General features: G+C 61.1%; 16 protein-coding genes and 2 tRNA genes. 13 read left to right on the top strand and 5 right to left on the bottom strand.

What is annotated here, in order from left to right; translation table 11 throughout:
- Positions 1 to 115 precede the first annotated feature (115 nt).
- The 4 genes from CHB99_RS03220 (at position 116) to CHB99_RS03235 (ending at position 3,862) form a co-directional block, all read left to right on the top strand.
- Positions 116 to 2,362: an AsmA family protein gene (locus CHB99_RS03220; protein ID WP_042120554.1), complete on the top strand. Its 2,247-nt coding sequence runs from the start codon at positions 116 to 118 to the stop codon at positions 2,360 to 2,362.
- A complete protein-coding gene (gene mutY, locus CHB99_RS03225) occupies positions 2,359 to 3,426 on the top strand; it encodes an A/G-specific adenine glycosylase (protein WP_042120556.1) in 1,068 nt (355 codons plus the stop codon). Before CHB99_RS03220 ends, mutY begins: the two co-directional genes overlap by 4 nt.
- On the top strand, positions 3,423 to 3,695 hold the full coding sequence (locus tag CHB99_RS03230; RefSeq protein WP_042120558.1) for an oxidative damage protection protein: 273 nt from the start codon (positions 3,423 to 3,425) through the stop codon (positions 3,693 to 3,695). Before mutY ends, CHB99_RS03230 begins: the two co-directional genes overlap by 4 nt.
- Positions 3,696 to 3,786: 91 nt before the next feature.
- Positions 3,787 to 3,862, top strand: a tRNA-Phe gene (locus CHB99_RS03235).
- Positions 3,863 to 4,294: 432 nt separating this feature from the next.
- Here CHB99_RS03235 and CHB99_RS03240 read toward each other — a convergent pair.
- Positions 4,295 to 5,119 (bottom strand): hypothetical protein, encoded by an 825-nt coding sequence (locus tag CHB99_RS03240; RefSeq protein WP_141137235.1) that lies wholly within the window; start codon positions 5,117 to 5,119, stop codon positions 4,295 to 4,297.
- Positions 5,120 to 5,269: 150 nt separating this feature from the next.
- Between CHB99_RS03240 and CHB99_RS29400 the strand changes: the two genes are divergently transcribed.
- The 3 genes from CHB99_RS29400 to CHB99_RS03250 all read left to right on the top strand — a co-directional run bounded on the left by CHB99_RS29400 (position 5,270) and on the right by CHB99_RS03250 (position 7,854).
- On the top strand, positions 5,270 to 5,968 hold the full coding sequence (locus tag CHB99_RS29400) for a hypothetical protein (RefSeq protein WP_141137236.1): 699 nt from the start codon (positions 5,270 to 5,272) through the stop codon (positions 5,966 to 5,968).
- 275 nt (positions 5,969 to 6,243) lie between these two features.
- Positions 6,244 to 7,290 (top strand): polyphosphate kinase 2, encoded by a 1,047-nt coding sequence (gene ppk2, locus CHB99_RS03245; RefSeq protein ID WP_042120560.1) that lies wholly within the window; start codon positions 6,244 to 6,246, stop codon positions 7,288 to 7,290.
- 129 nt (positions 7,291 to 7,419) lie between these two features.
- Positions 7,420 to 7,854 (top strand): hypothetical protein, encoded by a 435-nt coding sequence (locus CHB99_RS03250; protein WP_042120561.1) that lies wholly within the window; start codon positions 7,420 to 7,422, stop codon positions 7,852 to 7,854.
- A 91-nt stretch (positions 7,855 to 7,945) separates the two neighbouring features.
- On the opposite strand, the gene gabP is transcribed toward CHB99_RS03250, so the two are convergent.
- Positions 7,946 to 9,340 (bottom strand): GABA permease, encoded by a 1,395-nt coding sequence (gene gabP, locus CHB99_RS03255; protein WP_042120563.1) that lies wholly within the window; start codon positions 9,338 to 9,340, stop codon positions 7,946 to 7,948.
- Between the two features lie 607 nt (positions 9,341 to 9,947).
- Here gabP and CHB99_RS03265 point away from each other — a divergent pair.
- The 6 genes from CHB99_RS03265 to CHB99_RS03290 all read left to right on the top strand — a co-directional run bounded on the left by CHB99_RS03265 (position 9,948) and on the right by CHB99_RS03290 (position 14,816).
- Positions 9,948 to 10,721, top strand: coding sequence for an ABC transporter ATP-binding protein (locus CHB99_RS03265; RefSeq protein ID WP_042120567.1), 774 nt, complete (start codon positions 9,948 to 9,950; stop codon positions 10,719 to 10,721).
- Positions 10,722 to 10,734: 13 nt separating this feature from the next.
- Entirely contained in the window at positions 10,735 to 11,490 is a 756-nt protein-coding gene (locus tag CHB99_RS03270; RefSeq protein ID WP_042120569.1) for an ABC transporter substrate-binding protein, read from the top strand.
- A 55-nt stretch (positions 11,491 to 11,545) separates the two neighbouring features.
- Entirely contained in the window at positions 11,546 to 12,241 is a 696-nt protein-coding gene (locus CHB99_RS03275) for an ABC transporter permease (RefSeq protein ID WP_042120571.1), read from the top strand.
- The gene (locus tag CHB99_RS03280; protein ID WP_042120572.1) at positions 12,238 to 12,927 is read left to right on the top strand and encodes an ABC transporter permease; all 690 of its coding nucleotides are present in this window, start codon (positions 12,238 to 12,240) and stop codon (positions 12,925 to 12,927) included. Before CHB99_RS03275 ends, CHB99_RS03280 begins: the two co-directional genes overlap by 4 nt.
- Positions 12,928 to 13,053: 126 nt before the next feature.
- Positions 13,054 to 14,301, top strand: coding sequence for a methyltransferase (locus tag CHB99_RS03285; RefSeq protein ID WP_042120573.1), 1,248 nt, complete (start codon positions 13,054 to 13,056; stop codon positions 14,299 to 14,301).
- Between the two features lie 439 nt (positions 14,302 to 14,740).
- A tRNA-Thr gene (locus CHB99_RS03290) sits at positions 14,741 to 14,816 on the top strand.
- 327 nt (positions 14,817 to 15,143) lie between these two features.
- Here the strand turns inward: CHB99_RS03290 and rffA are convergent.
- From rffA to CHB99_RS03305, 3 genes are all read right to left on the bottom strand, one after another.
- Positions 15,144 to 16,280: a dTDP-4-amino-4,6-dideoxygalactose transaminase gene (rffA, locus tag CHB99_RS03295; protein ID WP_042120575.1), complete on the bottom strand. Its 1,137-nt coding sequence runs from the start codon at positions 16,278 to 16,280 to the stop codon at positions 15,144 to 15,146.
- A gap of 66 nt (positions 16,281 to 16,346) precedes the next feature.
- The gene (locus tag CHB99_RS03300; protein WP_089266411.1) at positions 16,347 to 17,231 is read right to left on the bottom strand and encodes a class I SAM-dependent methyltransferase; all 885 of its coding nucleotides are present in this window, start codon (positions 17,229 to 17,231) and stop codon (positions 16,347 to 16,349) included.
- Positions 17,224 to 17,592, bottom strand: a complete 369-nt coding sequence (locus CHB99_RS03305) for a hypothetical protein (RefSeq protein ID WP_042120576.1) — start codon at positions 17,590 to 17,592, stop codon at positions 17,224 to 17,226. The genes CHB99_RS03300 and CHB99_RS03305 overlap by 8 nt, the downstream gene beginning before the upstream one ends.
- Positions 17,593 to 17,604: the final 12 nt, after the last annotated feature.

Here is a 17,604-nt window from a genome sequence, read left to right on the forward strand (position 1 = left end):
CGATCCGACAGGCTTTATCCATTTCCCCCACACCCAGGACTAATCGCAGTCGCCAAGGTCGCAAGGCTATACTCTGCGGCTGAATTTTCAGACATCGGACTACAAGGACTCGCCCATGAAAGCGTTTGGCAAAATCCTGGGACTGGTGGTTCTCGGGCTGTTGCTGATCGTCGTGGCAGGAGGCTTCGCCCTCACCCACCTCTTCGATCCCAACGACTACAAAGACGAGATCCGCCAACTGGCTCGCGACAAGGCTCATATCGAGCTGACCCTCAACGGCGACATCGGCTGGAGCCTGTTCCCCTGGCTCGGCCTGGAGCTGCACGAAGCGAGCATTGCCACGCTGAACAAGCCCACCGAACCGTTCGCCGACCTGCAGATGCTCGGCCTGTCGGTGCGCGTGCTGCCGCTGCTGCGCCGCGAAGTGCAGATGAGCGACGTGCGCGTGGAAGGGCTGAACCTGACCCTCAGCCGTGACGAAAACGGCCACGGCAACTGGGAAGATATCGGCAAGCCACTGCCGGCCAGCACCCCGGCGGCCAGCGGCGAAACCGCGCCCGCCACGCCACCCGCCACGCCGAGCGAAAGCAAACCGGCGGCCGGCGAGCGTCCGCTGAAACTGGACATCGACAGCCTCACCGTCAACAACGCCCGCGTGCAGTACAACGACGCGCGCAGCGGCCAGAGCTTCAGCGCCGAAAGCATCCAGCTGAGCACCGAGGCCGTGCATGACGGCGTCAACATCCCGCTGAAACTCACCGCCTTCCTCAGTTCCGGCCAACCGGTACTGCGCGCACGCATCGAGCTCAACGGCGAGGCCCGCTTCGACCGCGCGCTGCGCCGCTACCAGCTGGAAGACATGAAGCTCAGCGGCGAGCTCTCCGGCGAGCCGCTGCAGCAGAAGAGCATGACCTTTTCCGCCCAGGGCCAGTTGCTCGCCGACCTGGCCGCCAACGTCGCCGAGTGGAACGGCCTGAAGCTCTCCGCCAACCAGTTGCGCGCCCTCGGCGAGCTGCATGTGCGCGACCTGAACAGCGAGCCGAAACTCACCGGCGGCATTTCCATCGCCCAGTTCGACCTGCGCAAGTTCCTCGACAGCGTCGGCGTCGCCCTGCCGGCGATGAACGACCCGAGCACCCTGACCAACGTCGAACTGGTCGGCCGCCTGGAAGGCACGAAAACCAGCCTGGCCCTGGAAGACCTGGCCCTGAAGCTCGACGCCAGCACCTTCACCGGCCGCCTCGCGGTGGAGGACTTCGCCAGGCAGGCCCTGCGCATCCAGCTGAAGAACGACAAGTTCGACGCCGACCGCTACCTGCTGGCGAAAAGCGAAGCCGCGGCCAGCGCCAGCGCCGCGCGCCAGGCCGAGGTCAAGAGCAACGAGAGCAGCGCCCTCTCCGGCCCAAGCACTTCGCCGCTGCCGGAGGCGCCGACCCAGGTCGCCTGGAGCAGCGACAAGCTGCTGCCGGTGGATCGCCTGCGCGCCCTCGACCTGCAGGCCGACCTGAGCTTCGGCATGCTGACCCTGGACAAGTTGCCGATCCGGAATGCCGAGCTCAAAGCCAGCGGCCAGGGTGGCCTGATCACCCTCCAGGCCCTGCGCGGCGGGCTGTACAACGGCAGCTTCGACACCCGCGGCACCCTCGACGTGCGTCCGGACATCCCGCAGATCGGTATCACCGGCAAGATCGACCGGGTGCCGGTGGAACACTTCATCAAGCACGATGGCGATACCCCGCCGCTCAAGGGCCTGCTCACCCTGAACAGCGACCTGACCGCCAGCGGCAACAGCCAGAAAGCCCTGATCGACACGCTCAACGGCAACGCCAGCTTCGTCATCAACGACGGCGTGCTGATCAACGCCAACCTCGAACAGCAACTGTGCCAGGGCATCGCCACCCTCAACCGCAAGACCCTGAGCGGCGAGCCGCGCGGCAAGGACACCCCGTTCCAGGAACTGAAAGGCAGCCTGGTACTGCGCAACGGCGTGGCCAGCAACCCGGACCTGAAGGTGCGCATCCCCGGCCTCACCGTCAACGGTAACGGCGACATCGACCTGCGCGTGCTGGGCATGGACTACCGCGTCGGGGTCATCGTCGAAGGCGACAAGCGCGACATGCCGGACCCGGCCTGCCAGGTCAACGAGCGCTTTGCCGGCCTGGAATTCCCGCTGCGCTGCCGTGGCCCGCTGGAGCTGGGCGCGCGGGCCTGCCGGGTCGACCAGGAAGGCGTCGGCAAGCTGGCCGGCCAGGCGCTGGGCAACCGCATCAACGAAAAACTCAATGAAAAACTCGACGAAAAGCTCGGTGACAAGGTCAGTCCCGAGCTCAAAGACGCACTGAAGGGCCTGTTCAAACGATGACCCCCGAGCAGTTTTCCACCGCGGTCCTCGACTGGTTCGACCGCCACGGCCGCCACGACCTGCCCTGGCAACAGGGCATCACCCCGTACCGGGTGTGGGTCTCCGAGATCATGCTGCAGCAGACCCAGGTCAGCACCGTGCTCAACTACTTCAGCCGCTTCATGGACGCCCTGCCGGACGTCCAGGCGCTGGCCGCGGCGCCGGAAGACGAAGTGCTGCACCTGTGGACCGGACTCGGCTACTACACCCGCGCGCGCAACCTGCAGAAGACCGCGAGGATCGTCGTCGAGCAGTACGGCGGCGAGTTTCCCCGCGACGTGGAGAAACTCACCGAACTGCCCGGCATCGGCCTGTCCACCGCCGGCGCGATCGCCAGCATCAGCATGGGCCTGCGCGCGCCGATCCTCGACGGCAACGTCAAGCGCGTGCTGGCCCGCTATACCGCGCAGGAGGGTTATCCCGGCGAGCCGAAGGTGGCGAAGGCGCTGTGGGCCAATGCCGAGCGTTTCACCCCGCATGCCCGGGTCAACCACTACACCCAGGCGATGATGGACCTCGGGGCCACCCTCTGCACCCGCAGCAAGCCCAGTTGCCTGCTGTGCCCGCTGGAGCGTGGCTGCGAGGCGCACATGCTCGGCCAGGAGATCCGCTACCCGCTGCCCAAGCCGCGCAAGGAACTGCCACGCAAGCGCACGCTGATGCCGCTGCTGGCCAACGACGAAGGCGCCATCCTGCTTTACCGGCGGCCGTCCAGCGGACTCTGGGGCGGCTTGTGGAGCCTGCCGGAACTGGATGACCTGGACGATCTGCAGCACCTCGCCGAACAGCACCAGTTGCACATCGAAAGCCGTCACGAGCTCAGTGGCCTGACCCACACCTTCAGCCATTTCCAGCTGGCCATCGAGCCGTGGCTGGTACGCGTCGGCCAGCAGGGCGATCGCGTGGCCGAGGCCGACTGGCTCTGGTATAACCTCGCCACCCCGCCGCGCCTGGGGCTCGCCGCCCCGGTCAAGAAGCTGCTCAAGCGCGCGGCCGACGTATTGACTGCAGGAGAGTCGCGATGACCCGCACCGTTATGTGCCGCAAGTACAAAGAAGAGCTGCCAGGCCTGGAGCGCCCACCGTATCCGGGCCCCAAGGGCCTGGACATCTACGAACACATCTCGCAGAAGGCCTGGGCCGACTGGCAGAAGGAGCAGACCATGCTCATCAACGAAAAGCGCCTGAACATGATGAACGCCGAGGACCGCAAGTTCATCCAGGGCGAGATGGACAAGTTCTTCTCCGGCGAGGCATTCGAGAAGGCCGAAGGCTACGTTCCGCCCAGCGAATGACCCCCTGGGAACGTAAGCGTCGGTATTAATTAAAAAAATTTTGAAATTGTTGTTGACGCAAACCTGAAAAACCCTTTTAATGCGCCCCGTTGCCCAGATAGCTCAGTCGGTAGAGCAGAGGATTGAAAATCCTCGTGTCGGCGGTTCGATTCCGTCTCTGGGCACCAAATACCGAGAAACCCCAAGGAACCCTGTGTCCTTGGGGTTTTTTCTTGCCTGCGATTTCAGAGTGCATGAACCACTTCTGGACCGTTGCGTGGGGCGGGTGGTCGCCAGCCCTCCAGAGTCGTTCCGGACATCTCGGCACCGAACCTCAAAAGGCGCCTCTCGCTGCCACTCCAGCGCATGCATTCCAGAGCAAAGAATCTCCTTCTCCCTTGTGCGAGCATGGCAACGTCAGCAAGTCGAACGGACACGCCATAGCTCACGGAGAGCCTGATGCGAATCCATCAAGTCGAGCTCAAGAGTTTTCGTCTTCCAGCTGACGTCAACCTGGCGCTGGCAGCGCAAACATCCGCAGCCACCTGTGACGCAGTGAGAATGATCAAGCCACATACTGACTTACGGCCACCCCAGCGACTCGCATCCGCACGAAGAAGCTATCTATTTTCATGAGCGCTTTTAACCGTCGCGTAGAGATTGCCTACGAAGTCTACGTATCGTTGCGGGAAATCATTCTTTCTCATGTAGTCGATCGCATTTTTATAGAGAGCGGCATAATAGCCATCCGACCGATCCATTTGCTCAGGCGTTGGAGTAACTCCCGATGTGAAGCCGCTCTTTTGCCCAATAATTTCATGCTGCTGCTTCATCTTGATGATCACGTTGGCAATAAAAGACTCAGCATAATACGCCTCTGCAGGAGGCAGATATTTGTGCGCATCCTTGACAAACTCATCAGTCGATTCAAATCGGGCCAACCCCTCACAGCAATACTCCCTTCTGTAACCGTAATACAACCGCTCCATAGCGTCCATCCAGGCGGAATAAAACTCTTCGGAGGTGGGTTTTCGCTCCAATCTGACTTGATTCATGTAAATCAACTGACAGGTTTCAAAACAGGTACTTTCAGAAGGAGCCCAACTGGCCGTAGCCGCCTGATTCATGTTCCTTTTCTTGAGCGCGTACAGGAAAAACAGGGATTTGGCGTGGGCGCGCTGATTAAAGAACATCTTCGGAAGTAGCTCTTCGGCTTTCAGGCAAAAAGAATCTGCTCCGCTCGTTCCCTTGACACAGTGTTCCTGATATTCGCTTTCGACTCTTTGGGTGACGGCATCAAGGTCCGGTGCACCTTCCTTGGGTACGCCGGTACGCTCTAGCTCAGCACGCTTCGCATCCCAGTATTCCCAGCCCTGATCTGTTGCGCAGCCATGTATCAACAGTGTTAAGGAAATGAAACAGATAAAGGCGATTGGCTTTTTCACAGAGCCCCCTACTGATGATGATTTACCAATTAACGCCAGTAAATCGAGCCTCTGACACTTGGCTGAGCTAATGTTCAGGTTAGTCCAGCATTATCGACGCTGCAAAAAACATGAACGCCCGACGTTCATGAATGATGATTGGAGGATTAAATGAAATCGCTTCTCGTTCTTGTACTTGCCTTTGCAGGTACACCTATTGCTTTAGCCGATAGCTGTCCAGATGTTTTAAATACGGCAAGTGGATCCGTTGATCTACGAAGCTTCATCAATACCTATGGCGCGAACGCATTGGCCAACGCTCAATTAGGCCTGGATCAAAGTCGTGCGCAAGATTGCTCAAGCGTATTGAACTCTGAAGAGTGCGAGGCGACTGTTGAGCTGGCAGCATTGATGGTTAGCACGCTGCAGAGCTGTTTGAGCAAGGTGATAACCGAGTCCATATCCAAGCCTTCGCCCCCCAGTAATCCTCCCGAAAAAAAGAGTAAATCCATCGATAAAGTCGCTGCCGATGCCGCCAATGATCCTGCAAGCAACCCGTGGGCCTCGGAAGGGAATAACTCAAAAGCCAAGTCACCAAACAACGAAAAGGTGAATATTGAAGCCCAGGGCTGCCCCTATGTAATACAGGACATTCCAGGAGCCTTTCACTCGCCAAAAACTTATATTTGCTATCAGGGTCGAACCCAGAAGTGTGATATCAGCGGAAAAAAAAATGGAACCGTGACTTACGGATGGCGAGTTACCAACCAGTCGGACTGCATACACCCCGAGGGCTGGATTGATGTTGTAACGGTAGAGTCGAATGCGGCCTTTGCTCGGAAGCAGACCAAGGTACATGAAGATGAATAACGCGAGTCCATGTCGCCAGAGCAGATCTACCTGATTGATGACTCCACCGAAAACGTCCGGACAGCAAGAAGCTTCGGATGGAAAGCTGTTGAATGGCGCAAAGGCTCGAAGCTTGCAATTGAGATGAGTCGACTCACGGCCGAAAACTAATGCCGGATTCAGGTTTTTTGTTCGTGCGCGAAAAACCACCCGCGCATTGATCGATATCAATACGCCATCACTCGATCTATGTAAGTTGTGGGTTGGACATTCGAAGGAACAGAAGGCCCGATCCCATGAGTGAAGAAACCCCCGTCCTGCCGCTCCCAGAGCCCGGGGTAAGCACGCACCACGTCACACCCCACAAGCCCGCCACCCCGCGCCCGCCACGCCGCTCACGCAAGCCTTCGCCGATCGTCGAGACCGATATCGAGCCGAACAGCCCGGCCGCCCTCGAAATCGCCCATGCACCGCATGGCACCGACGAAGACAGCGCGTCGGCGCAGTTGCCGCACAGTTATCCGTACAGCACGCGCATGCGCCGCGCCGAGTACGACAAGGCCAAGCACGCGCTGCAGATCGAACTGCTGAAGGTGCAGAACTGGGTCAAGGAAACCGGCCAGCGCGTGGTCATCCTGTTCGAAGGCCGGGATGCCGCGGGCAAGGGCGGCACCATCAAGCGCTTCATGGAGCACCTGAACCCGCGCGGCGCGCGGATCGTCGCCCTGGAAAAACCGTCCGAGCAGGAAAAGGGCCAGTGGTATTTCCAGCGCTACATCCAGCACCTGCCGACCGCGGGCGAGATGGTCTTCTTCGACCGCTCCTGGTACAACCGCGCCGGCGTCGAGCGGGTCATGGACTTCTGCACGCCGCTGCAGTACCTGGAGTTCATGCGCCAGGCCCCGGAGCTGGAGCGCATGCTGTGCAACAGCGGCATCCTGCTGTTCAAGTACTGGTTCTCGGTGAACCGCGAGGAACAACTGCGCCGCTTCATCTCGCGCCGTGACGACCCGCTCAAGCACTGGAAGCTGTCGCCCATCGACATCAAGTCGCTGGACAAGTGGGGCGAGTACACCGCGGCCAAGGAAGCCATGTTCTTCCACACCGACACCGCCGATGCGCCATGGACCGTGATCAAGTCGGACGACAAGAAGCGCGCGCGGCTCAACTGCATCCGCCACTTCCTGCACTCGCTGGATTACCCGGGCAAGGACTTCCGCGTCGCCCACGAACCCGACCCGCTGCTGGTGGGCCGTGCTTCGCGTGAGATCGAGGAAGACCGTCGCGACGAGGAAGACGTGCAACTGCAGAGCCGGGTCAGCTCCCTGGTGCTGCCGCGCTGAAGCCTGCAGTGCGCCCGGCATGCCGGGCGCCGCTGCCTGCGGTCCGTTAATCCCCTCGCCGGCTTGGGTTTCCCGGTCAACTGCGCTTCAATACGCGCCATTTGACTGACTTCGCACAAGGGAATCCCCATGGCCTCGAACACCAAACAACAGAAACGCGCCAAACGCGCCGCCACCAAGGCCCGCGAGAACCGCATGGTGCGCAGCGGCCAGGCAGTCAAGGGCGGTGGCGAAGCCTCCAGTGCCAGTGTCCAGCAGGTATTCGACAAGGCGATGAGTTCGAACAGCTACGCCGGGCTGTTCGACAAGATGAAGAAAGCCCAGGAGACCAGCCTGGAAGCGATGATCGCCGTGTTCATGGTCGACCCGCTGCTGACCCTGGTGCTCAAGGGCCACAAGGAAGAGCACGCGACCGACTACATCTGCATGGTCTTCTGCGCCTACCGCAAATGGCTGGACGGCACCGAGGAAGCCGAGGCCATGGCCTGGCTGGAGAGCGAGGAGTTCCAGGACGCCTATGTGGCGGCGTCGGAGCTGGTGTCGAAGCAGAAGAAGTTTGCCTGACCCACGCAGAGCCGCGCTCCTGCAACGGACGTTCTCGTGCCAATGAAAAAGGTCGCGATCCAGTCGCGGCCTTTTTGCATTTCCAGCTCGATCAGTTATCCAGCACCAACCGCCCAGCCTTCTCCGCCTTGCGCTTGCGCGCCACCAGCAGACCGGCGGCCACCACGGCAATGCTCAGCAGCCCGGTGGAAATCACCTCGGCACGATGGTCCGGACGCACCAGCATCAGGGTCAGCACAGCAATGATGAAGAAGATGGTGGCCCAGGTCAGCACCGGGAATGCCCACATCTTGAACGCGATCTTCTCGCCACGGGCCATGCGCTGACGACGCATGCGCAGTTGCGACACGGCGATCACCAGGTACACCAGCAAGGCAATGGCGCCCGAACTGGCCAGCAGGAACTCGAACACCTGCGCCGGCGCCACATAGTTGGCGAACACCGTGAGGAACGCCGCCGCGGTGGACAGCAGCACCGCCCAGTGCGGCGTGCCGCTGGCGTTGGTGCGCTGGGCGAGCGCCGGGGCATCGCCGCGCTTGCTCAGGGAGAACAGCATGCGCGACGAGGTGTACAGCGCCGAGTTCAGGCAACTGGTCACGGCGATCAGCACGACGATGTCGACGATCAGCTTGGCATGCGGGATGCCCATCAGTTGCAGCACGGTCTGGTACGAACCGACTTCCGCCAGCTCGCCGGCATTCCACGGCACCAGGGCGACGACGATGAAGATCGAGACGAGATAGAACAGGAAGATCCGCCAGATCACCGAGTTGGTCGCCTTGCTGATCTGCCGGCCCGGATCCTTCGACTCGGCGGCGGCGATGGTGACGATTTCGGTCCCCATGAACGAGAACATGGTGGTCAGCATGGCGCCCAGCACCGCGCCGAGGCCGTTGGGCATGAAGCCCTGGGTGTCGAACAGATGGCTGACACCGCTGACCTGGCTGTTCGGCATGAAACCGAAGATCGCCGCCAGGCCGAGAATGATGAAGCCGATGATCGCCACCACCTTGAGCAGGGCGAACCAGAATTCGAACTCACCGTAGTTCTTCACGCTGAACAGGTTGGTCGCGGTCAGCAGCAGGGTGATGACCAGGGTGAACACCCAGATCGCCACATCGGGGAACCAGGCATGCAGGATGGTCGCGGCGGCATTGGCCTCCAGTGGGATGACCAGCACCCAGAACCACCAGTACAGCCAGCCGATGGTGAAACCGGCCCAGTGCCCGATGGCACGGTCGGCGTAGGTGGAGAAGGAACCGGTGTCCGGCGAGGCCACGGCCATTTCGCCGAGCATGCGCATCACCAGTACCACCAGCGTGCCCGCCGCGGCGTAGGCCAGCAGCACGGCCGGACCGGCGGCGGCGATGGCATGGCCGGAGCCGACGAACAGACCGGCACCGATCACGCCAGCGATGGACAGCATGGTCACATGCCGTTGCTTGAGCCCCTGAGCGAGGTCATTGGAATTGTGCTTACCGCTCATAAAACTACCTATGCAAAGAATGGGGGATCTTCCCGCGTTCGAGGCCGCATGCCCTTTTGGGGCGCCCTGGGTCTCGTGAGAGGTGGATGGCAATAAGCGGGCCAGGTTGATGAACCGTTTATGTCGAAATACCCCGTAACCACGACAGACAAGGCCTGCGGCGCTTTCAGCCAGCCATTGGCCGAAAGGCCGCCAAACTTGCCAGACTTCGCCGGATTACTGAAATACCCACTTACAATTAGAAATGGGTGCGCCATAACCGAACACAGGTAACACCCAGTGCAACTTTACGAATCAAAAAGGTGCAACCTTAAGGCGTGAAAGTGCTTCACACAGGCGCCACCCGCCATCGCCGCGACCAAATACAACTTTCCAGCGGCGGCCAAAAATGGCACCATCGCGCCTTTTTTCATGCCGGCTCCGGCCCCGCGAAGCGGAATGGCGGACAGCGACGCGACAGTCCCCTGCGACGATGCGACACCCGCCGCCCCCATGGCCGACCACACTGCTCGACCTTCTTGGCTGCGATCCGAGCGCTATGCTAGCGTGGCGCCTCGCCAGGACGGCCGCCAACAAGCAGAACGCACAGAACATATGAGGACCGCACATGGCCCAGGCCACGCCCGCGCTGGAAATCCGCAACCTGCACAAACGCTACGGTGAACAGGAGATTCTCAAAGGCATTTCCCTCACCGCCCGCGACGGCGACGTGATCTCCATCCTCGGTTCCTCCGGTTCCGGCAAATCGACCTTGCTGCGCTGCATCAACCTGCTGGAAAACCCGCACCAGGGCGAAATCCTCGTCGCCGGCGAAGCGCTCAAGCTCAAGGTCGCGCGCAATGGCGAGCTGGTCGCCGCCGACGGCAAGCAGATCAACCGCATGCGCAGCGAAATCGGCTTCGTCTTCCAGAATTTCAACCTGTGGCCGCACATGACCATCCTCGACAACATCATCGAGGCGCCACGCCGCGTACTGGGCCAGAGCAAGGCCGAGGCGATCGAGCATGCCGAAGCGCTGCTGGACAAGGTCGGCATCCACAACAAGCGACACAGCTACCCCAGCGAACTCTCGGGCGGCCAGCAGCAGCGCGCGGCCATCGCCCGCACCCTGGCGATGAAGCCCAAGGTCATCCTGTTCGATGAACCGACCTCCGCACTGGACCCGGAAATGGTCCAGGAAGTCCTCAACGTCATCCGCGCGCTGGCCGAAGAAGGCCGCACCATGCTGCTGGTGACCCACGAAATGAGCTTCGCCCGGCAGGTGTCCAGCGAAGTCGTCTTCCTCCATCAGGGCCTGATCGAAGAGCAGGGAACGCCGCAGCAGGTTTTCGAAAACCCGACCTCGGCGCGTTGTAAGCAATTCATGTCCAGCAACCGCTAACGGAGCAACACGCATGCAGACCTACAAGAAATTCCTCCTGGCCGCTGCCGCCACGCTGGTGTTCTCGGCCAATGCCATGGCCGCGGAAAAACTGCGGATGGGTATCGAGGCGGCCTACCCGCCGTTCAACAGCAAGGACGCCAGTGGCCAGGTGGTCGGCTTCGACAAGGACATCGGCGACGCCCTGTGCGCCAAGATGAAGGTCGAGTGCGAAGTGGTCACCTCCGACTGGGACGGCATCATCCCGGCCCTGAACGCCAAGAAGTTCGACTTCATCGTCTCGTCGCTGTCGATCACCGACGAGCGCAAGCAGGCCGTCGATTTCACCAAGCGCTACTACTCGAACAAGCTGCAGTTCATCGCGCCGAAGAACGTCGACTTCAAGACCGACAAGGACGCCCTGAAAGGCAAGGTCATCGGTACCCAGCGCGCCACCCTGTCCGCCACCTGGCTGGAAGACACCTACGGCAGCGACATTGAAGTGAAGCTGTACGACACCCAGGAAAACGCCTACCTCGACCTGACCTCCGGCCGTGTCGACGCGCTGCTGGCCGACAAGTACGTGAACTACGACTGGCTGAAGTCCGATGCCGGCAAGAACTACGAGTTCAAGGGCGAACCCGTGGTGGAAAGCGACGAAATCGGTATCGCCGTGCGCAAGGGTGACAAGCAGCTGGTCGACAAGCTGAACACCGCGCTGGACGAAATCATCGCCGACGGCACGTACAAGAAGATCAACGACAAGTACTTCCCGTTCAGCATCTATTGATTCGCCCCGACCGGCATCGCCCTGCGCGGTGCCGGTCCCTTGAACACTCCTGCCCATGAATATTGATCTACACGGATTCGGGCCGGCGCTTGCCGCTGGCACGCTGATGACCGTCAAACTGGCGCTGTCGGCGCTGTGCCTGGGCCTGGCCCTCGGCCTGCTCGGTGCATTGGCCAAGACCTCGCCGTACAAACCCCTGCGCTGGGTCGGCGGCAGCTACTCGACCATCGTTCGCGGCGTACCGGAACTGCTCTGGGTACTCTTCATCTATTTCGGCTCGGTCACCCTGATGAGCCAACTCGGCGACCTGCTGGGCATCCCCGGCCTGGAACTGAGCGCCTTCGCCGCCGGCGTCATCGCCCTCGGCCTGTGCTTCGGTGCCTATGCCACGGAAGTGTTCCGCGGCGCGCTGCTGGCGATCCCCAAGGGCCACCGTGAAGCGGGCCTGGCGCTGGGCCTGTCGAAGGGGCGGATCTTCTCGAAACTGGTGCTGCCGCAGATGTGGCGCATCGCCCTGCCTGGCCTCGGCAACCTGTTCATGATCCTGATGAAGGACACCGCGCTGGTGTCGGTGATCGGCCTTGAAGAGATCATGCGCCAGTCGCAGAACGGCGTGACCAGCACCAAGGAACCGTTCACCTTCTACATGGTGGCGGCCATGATCTACCTGGGCCTGACCATCCTCGCCATGACCGGCATGCACTTCATGGAAAAACGCGCCGGACGCGGCTTCGCGAGGGCCAACTCATGAATTGGGAAGTCATCATCAAATGGCTGCCGCGCCTGGCCCAGGGCGCGACCCTGACCCTGGAACTGCTGGCCATCGCCGTCATCGTCGGCCTGATCATCGCCATCCCGCTGGGCATCGCCCGCTCCTCGCGGCTGTGGTACGTGCGCGCACTGCCCTATGGCTACATCTTCTTCTTCCGTGGCACGCCACTGCTGGTGCAGCTGTTCCTGGTCTACTACGGCCTGGCGCAGTTCGACGCGGTCCGTTCCAGCTCGCTGTGGCCGTACCTGCGCGACCCGTTCTGGTGTACCGCGCTGACCATGACCCTGCACACCGCGGCCTATATCGCCGAGATCCTGCGTGGTTCGCTGCAGGCCATCCCGCGTGGCGAGATCGAAGCGGCGCGGGCACTGGGCATGTCCCGCGCCACCGCGATGCTGCACATCCTGCTGCCGCGCGCCGCGCGCATCGGCCTGCCGGCGTACAGCAACGAAGTGATCCTCATGCTCAAGGCCAGTGCCCTGGCCAGTACCGTGACCCTGCTGGACATCACCGGCATGGCCCGCACGATCATCGCCCGGACCTACATGCCGGTGGAGATCTTCTTCGCCGCGGGCGTGTTCTACCTGGTGATCTCGTTCGTCCTGGTGCAGGCGTTCAAGCTGCTGGAGCGCCGGCTGCGGGTGGACGCGACCCAGGGTCGGTAAGCTGAAATCGGGGCCGCGCAGGCGGCCCCGATTTCATGGGCAACCACAATCCCCGTGGGAGCGAGCTTGCTCGCGAATGGCCGCAAAGCGGCTACCCCCTCCCTCCTCGATCCCCCGGGCCCGCCCATGACCGCCTACCTGGAAAACGACCAACTTCTCCCCCGCTTCCAGGCCCTGGACCAATTCCTGCGCGACCACCATCACCTCTGGCACCCGCGCCCGTTCACCAGCCTGCGCCTGCCTTGGGAAACCACCCACCCGGAACTGGCCGAATGGCTGCGCGGCCAAACCCTCGCCGACGCCGAATCCGCCCATAACGATCCCTGCCACGTTCTCGCCCCGGCCCCCTATCCACAACTGGCAGCCGAGGCCCAGGCCCTGGCGACCGTGGGCGACTTATCCACAACTGCCCTCGCCCCCGCCAGCCCGCGCCTCAACGTCGACGTTCCCGGGCGCAAATGGCAGCAGATCGAAGCCTTCGCCAGCCACCTCGACTTCGCCCGGCGCGCGCGCCACTGGCTCGACTGGTGCGCCGGCAAGGGCCACCTCGGCCGCCGCCTGCTGGGCGAGGAACAGCGCCTCACCTGCCTGGAACACGACAGCGCGCTGGTCGCCGCCGGTGAACACCTCAGCCGGCACCACCAGTTGCCGGCCGAGCACCGCCTGCAGGACGTCATGGCCGAAAGCGCTGCCGCCCAGCTCAGCGCGGACCATACCCCCGTGGCCCTGCATGCGTGCGGCGATCTGCATGTGCGCCTGATCCAGCTCGCCAGCGCCAACGGCTGCCAGCAACTGGCGATCGCGCCCTGCTGCTACAACCGCACCAGCGGCCCCGGGTACACACCGTTATCCAGCGCCGCTCGCACCTCGACACTGCGCCTCGACCTCGACGACCTCGGCCTGCCCCTGAGCGAAACCGTCACCGCCGGCAACCGCGTGCGTCGGCAGCGGGACCAGTCAATGGCCTGGCGCCTGGGTTTCGACCTGTTGCAGCGCCAACTGCGGCAGAGCGACGACTATCTGCCGACCCCGTCACTGCCGAGCAGTTGGCTGCAGAAGTCCTTCGCCGACTACTGCCACGACCTTGCCGCCCTCAAGGGCCTGACCGTGACGAACGCTCCTGACTGGCCGGCTCTGGAAGCCGCCGGCTGGCAGCGTCTGGCCCAGGTGCGCAACCTGGAGCGGGTGCGCAACCTGTTCCGTCGCCCGCTGGAACTCTGGCTCGTCCTCGACCGTGCGCTGTATCTGCGCGAACAGGGCTACAACGTCCGCCTCGGCACCTTCTGCCCGCACCAACTGACACCCCGCAACCTGCTGTTGCTGGCGGAACAACCTGTGGATAACTCTGTGAGCAACTTCACCGTTCCGGGCTGAAAAGTCGCGTTGCTGAGCGGGTCCACGGATTGAATGTATATTTCCGCACCTGTTAAACGCCTGAGAAAACAGCCGTTTGCACAGGCGTCAATGCGGCGAGGCAGCGCACTTGCATGGGGTGCAAGGGATCGATGTGGTTTGTGCATAAGCGTTAAAGCGAATTAGGCGGGGGTAGTTCAGATTCGGGTTGGGTGGGGTGTCGTGTCGGCTTCTGCGTGGGAGTGCACCGCGGTCAGTGCAGGAGCGGATTCATCCGCGATCGGCGGCGCAGCCGTCGTAAAACCTGAATCCCGAATCTGCCTGATCCCACCTGGGTACCAGACCTCCCAAAACCCACCACCCAAAAACACCGAAAGCCCCGAAATACGGGGCTTCCAACAGGATCACAACGAATAGGTTTACAGAACCAAACCGATCGCTATAATAGCGCGCCTACCTTGCCGGTATAGCTCAGATGGTAGAGCAACTGACTTGTAATCAGTAGGTCCCGGGTTCGATTCCTGGTGCCGGCACCATTCAAGGTTCCATAGAAAGCTTTCAAAATCTCTGGAACCCCCGAAAAACCCGCCTTATGGCGGGTTTTTTCGTTTTGGCGTTCCGTCGGATTTCGAGGGGAGCCACAGCTCATAAGGGTATTTCCAGTTCGATTTTGGAAAGCATCCTGATGGCCGGACCACCGCCCCGCTCATAGACACCGACTGCCGCACGGCAAGGTCAGAGAGTGCAAGCACAAGCTTTTTCGATGGCGTCGACCGCAGCTCACAAGACAAGGGCCCACACTGCTGCGGGCCTTTGTCTTGTGAGGTGGCTAAATCGAAGTTGATCCGAAACGGCTCGCACCGTCAGCGCACAGCTCGCTCCAACGCATCCACAACTCGCGCTTGCTGCTCAGCAGTCATCCCGACCCAAAGCGGCAAACGGATCAGCCTGGCCGCCTGGTTGACGGTAACCTCCAGAGCACCCTGCACCCGGCCATACCTGCGCCCGCCAGGCGAATCATGCAGGGGTACATAATGGAACACTGCCTGCACACCTTGCGCCTTGAGATAGTCGAGCACAGCCGGACGATCCAATTCTGGAGAAAGCAAAACGTAATACATGTGCGCATTGTGCTGGCATTCGACTGGTATGACGGGGCGGCGAATGGCACCAGTGGCCTCCAGCGGCTTTAGTGCGGAGTCATATCGCTGCCAGATGGCCAGACGCTCGTTGGTAATCCATTGAGCCTCCTGTAATTGCGCCCAGAGGAAAGCCGCCGTGATTTCGCCAGGCAGGAATGACGAACCCACTTCCTGCCACGTGTATTTGTCGACTTCGCCACGGAAGAAACGACTGCGGTCAGTCCCTTTCTCACGGATGATTTCCGCCTGCAACGCGCTTTCCGGTGAATTCACCAGCAAGGCGCCACCTTCACCACAAATCACGTTCTTGGTTTCATGAAAACTGAATGCACCATAGTCACCTATGGCTCCCAGCGCACGTCCCTTGTAACTGGCCATCACCCCCTGTGCCGCATCCTCGACCACCTTCAGGCCGTAACGACCAGCGATCTCCATGAGGCGGTCCATCTCGCAGGCCACACCGGCATAGTGCACAGGTACGATGGCGCGGGTCCTCGGCGTGATGGCTTCTTCCACCAAGGACTCGTCGAGATTGAGCGTATCCGCACGAATATCGACGAATACCGGGACTGCGCCGCGCAGCACGAAGGCATTGGCGGTCGAGACGAACGTGAACGAAGGCAGGATTACTTCATCCCCCGGTTGCAACTCCAGCAACAAGGCGGCCATCTCCAGAGCCGCTGTGCACGAATGCGTCAGCAGCGCCTTGCTGCTGCCCGTGCGCTCCTGCAGCCACTGATGACAACGTTTGGTGAAACCACCGTCCCCCGCCAACCTGTTCTGAAATTTCGCCTCGGCAATGTGGAACAACTCCTTGCCTGTCATGTAGGGACTATTGAAGGGGATAAGGTCAGCCATCGTTACCAGCCTCAGTTAGAGAATGAAGATCCGAGCTGTTCCATGATCTCGCGCATAAGCTGAACGTCATGGTCTCTTCCGTGATTGGGTCTTGCTGATTCGGCAGTCGATTATGGGTTGCATGCTCGCGGGGATGAAGCTCAAGAGCTTGTGCAAACGCACCTTCACCATCGCGGTGATCAGAGAACACACAAGAGGGGAACGGCGACGAGCGAACAGTGGGTCGCTCAATATGCGCTCAAAGGCGCAGACCAGCATGCTGCGGTCGAATCTCACCTGCATCCGTCCCGACCGACGGACAATACCGGCAACCTGCGGCACGGTGATCCAGTTCAGCGACCGCCACGTCCCAACGGGATCGGTAACCCTTCTACTGTTGAAAATCCTGGGTCCGAGCACTCTCTCGGTCAACCTCTTGGAAAACAGGGTGGGCAAGTTGAAGTGAGGCTCGTAGGGGAACAGATAGTTGGCGCATGTGAAACGATAAGTCGCGCCAGCCTTCAGACTATCCGCGACACGCTCCAGCGTAGCGCCGACATCATCCACGTGCTCCATTACGTTGACGGAGAATCCATAGTCGAAAGTGTCTGGCTGATCCAACTGCTCGGCGCGAATGGCACATAACGTTGGCTCGAAGCCCCCCTCGCCCGCACTCTCCAGCACAACCTGGCGCATGCGCTCGAAATGCGAGAAGCCACTTCCAGTAGGCTCCAGCGCCGTAACCTTGAAGCCTTCCCGGGTCAGTTGACTGCTAAGCAACATTGCGCCAGCACCTACTTCAAGGATGGCACTGCCGGCCGGCAGGTGCTCCAGGTCAGGCGCAATCAGACGCCGGCCGAACAAGGCCTCTTCCGCATACGTGTCGAACAGGGTCTGCGCCTCTGCATCGGGCATACGCGCACGCAAGTGCGCGAACCATTGCTGCATGCCTTCGAGGATCGACTCAAGCATCGGAGGACATCCCCAGAAGGATACCGCCCAGAATCAGCAACGCGGCCATAATCTTCGCCCAACCCAGTGCCTCACCAAGGATCATGTGGCTACCCACCAGCACCAGCAGGAAGGTAGTACCGATATAGACCGGAAAGGCGACAGCCAGCGGCATGCGGGCCACGACGAACAACCAGACGAAGGAGGCGATAAGGGCAGCGGCATAGCCCGACATCAGAACCGGATCTTTCAGGAACGCCATCAAGCGATCGATCACTTGATCGGAGGGCGCCGCCGGGGTGGCCTGGGCACGCCATTTCACAATCAGCTGGCTGTAGCTGACCAGTAAGGCGACGGGCAGGATGAGCAAGTAATATTTCATGGATAACTTTCC

This window comes from Pseudomonas japonica, from assembly GCF_900188455.1.
GTDB lineage: Bacteria > Pseudomonadota > Gammaproteobacteria > Pseudomonadales > Pseudomonadaceae > Aquipseudomonas > Aquipseudomonas japonica.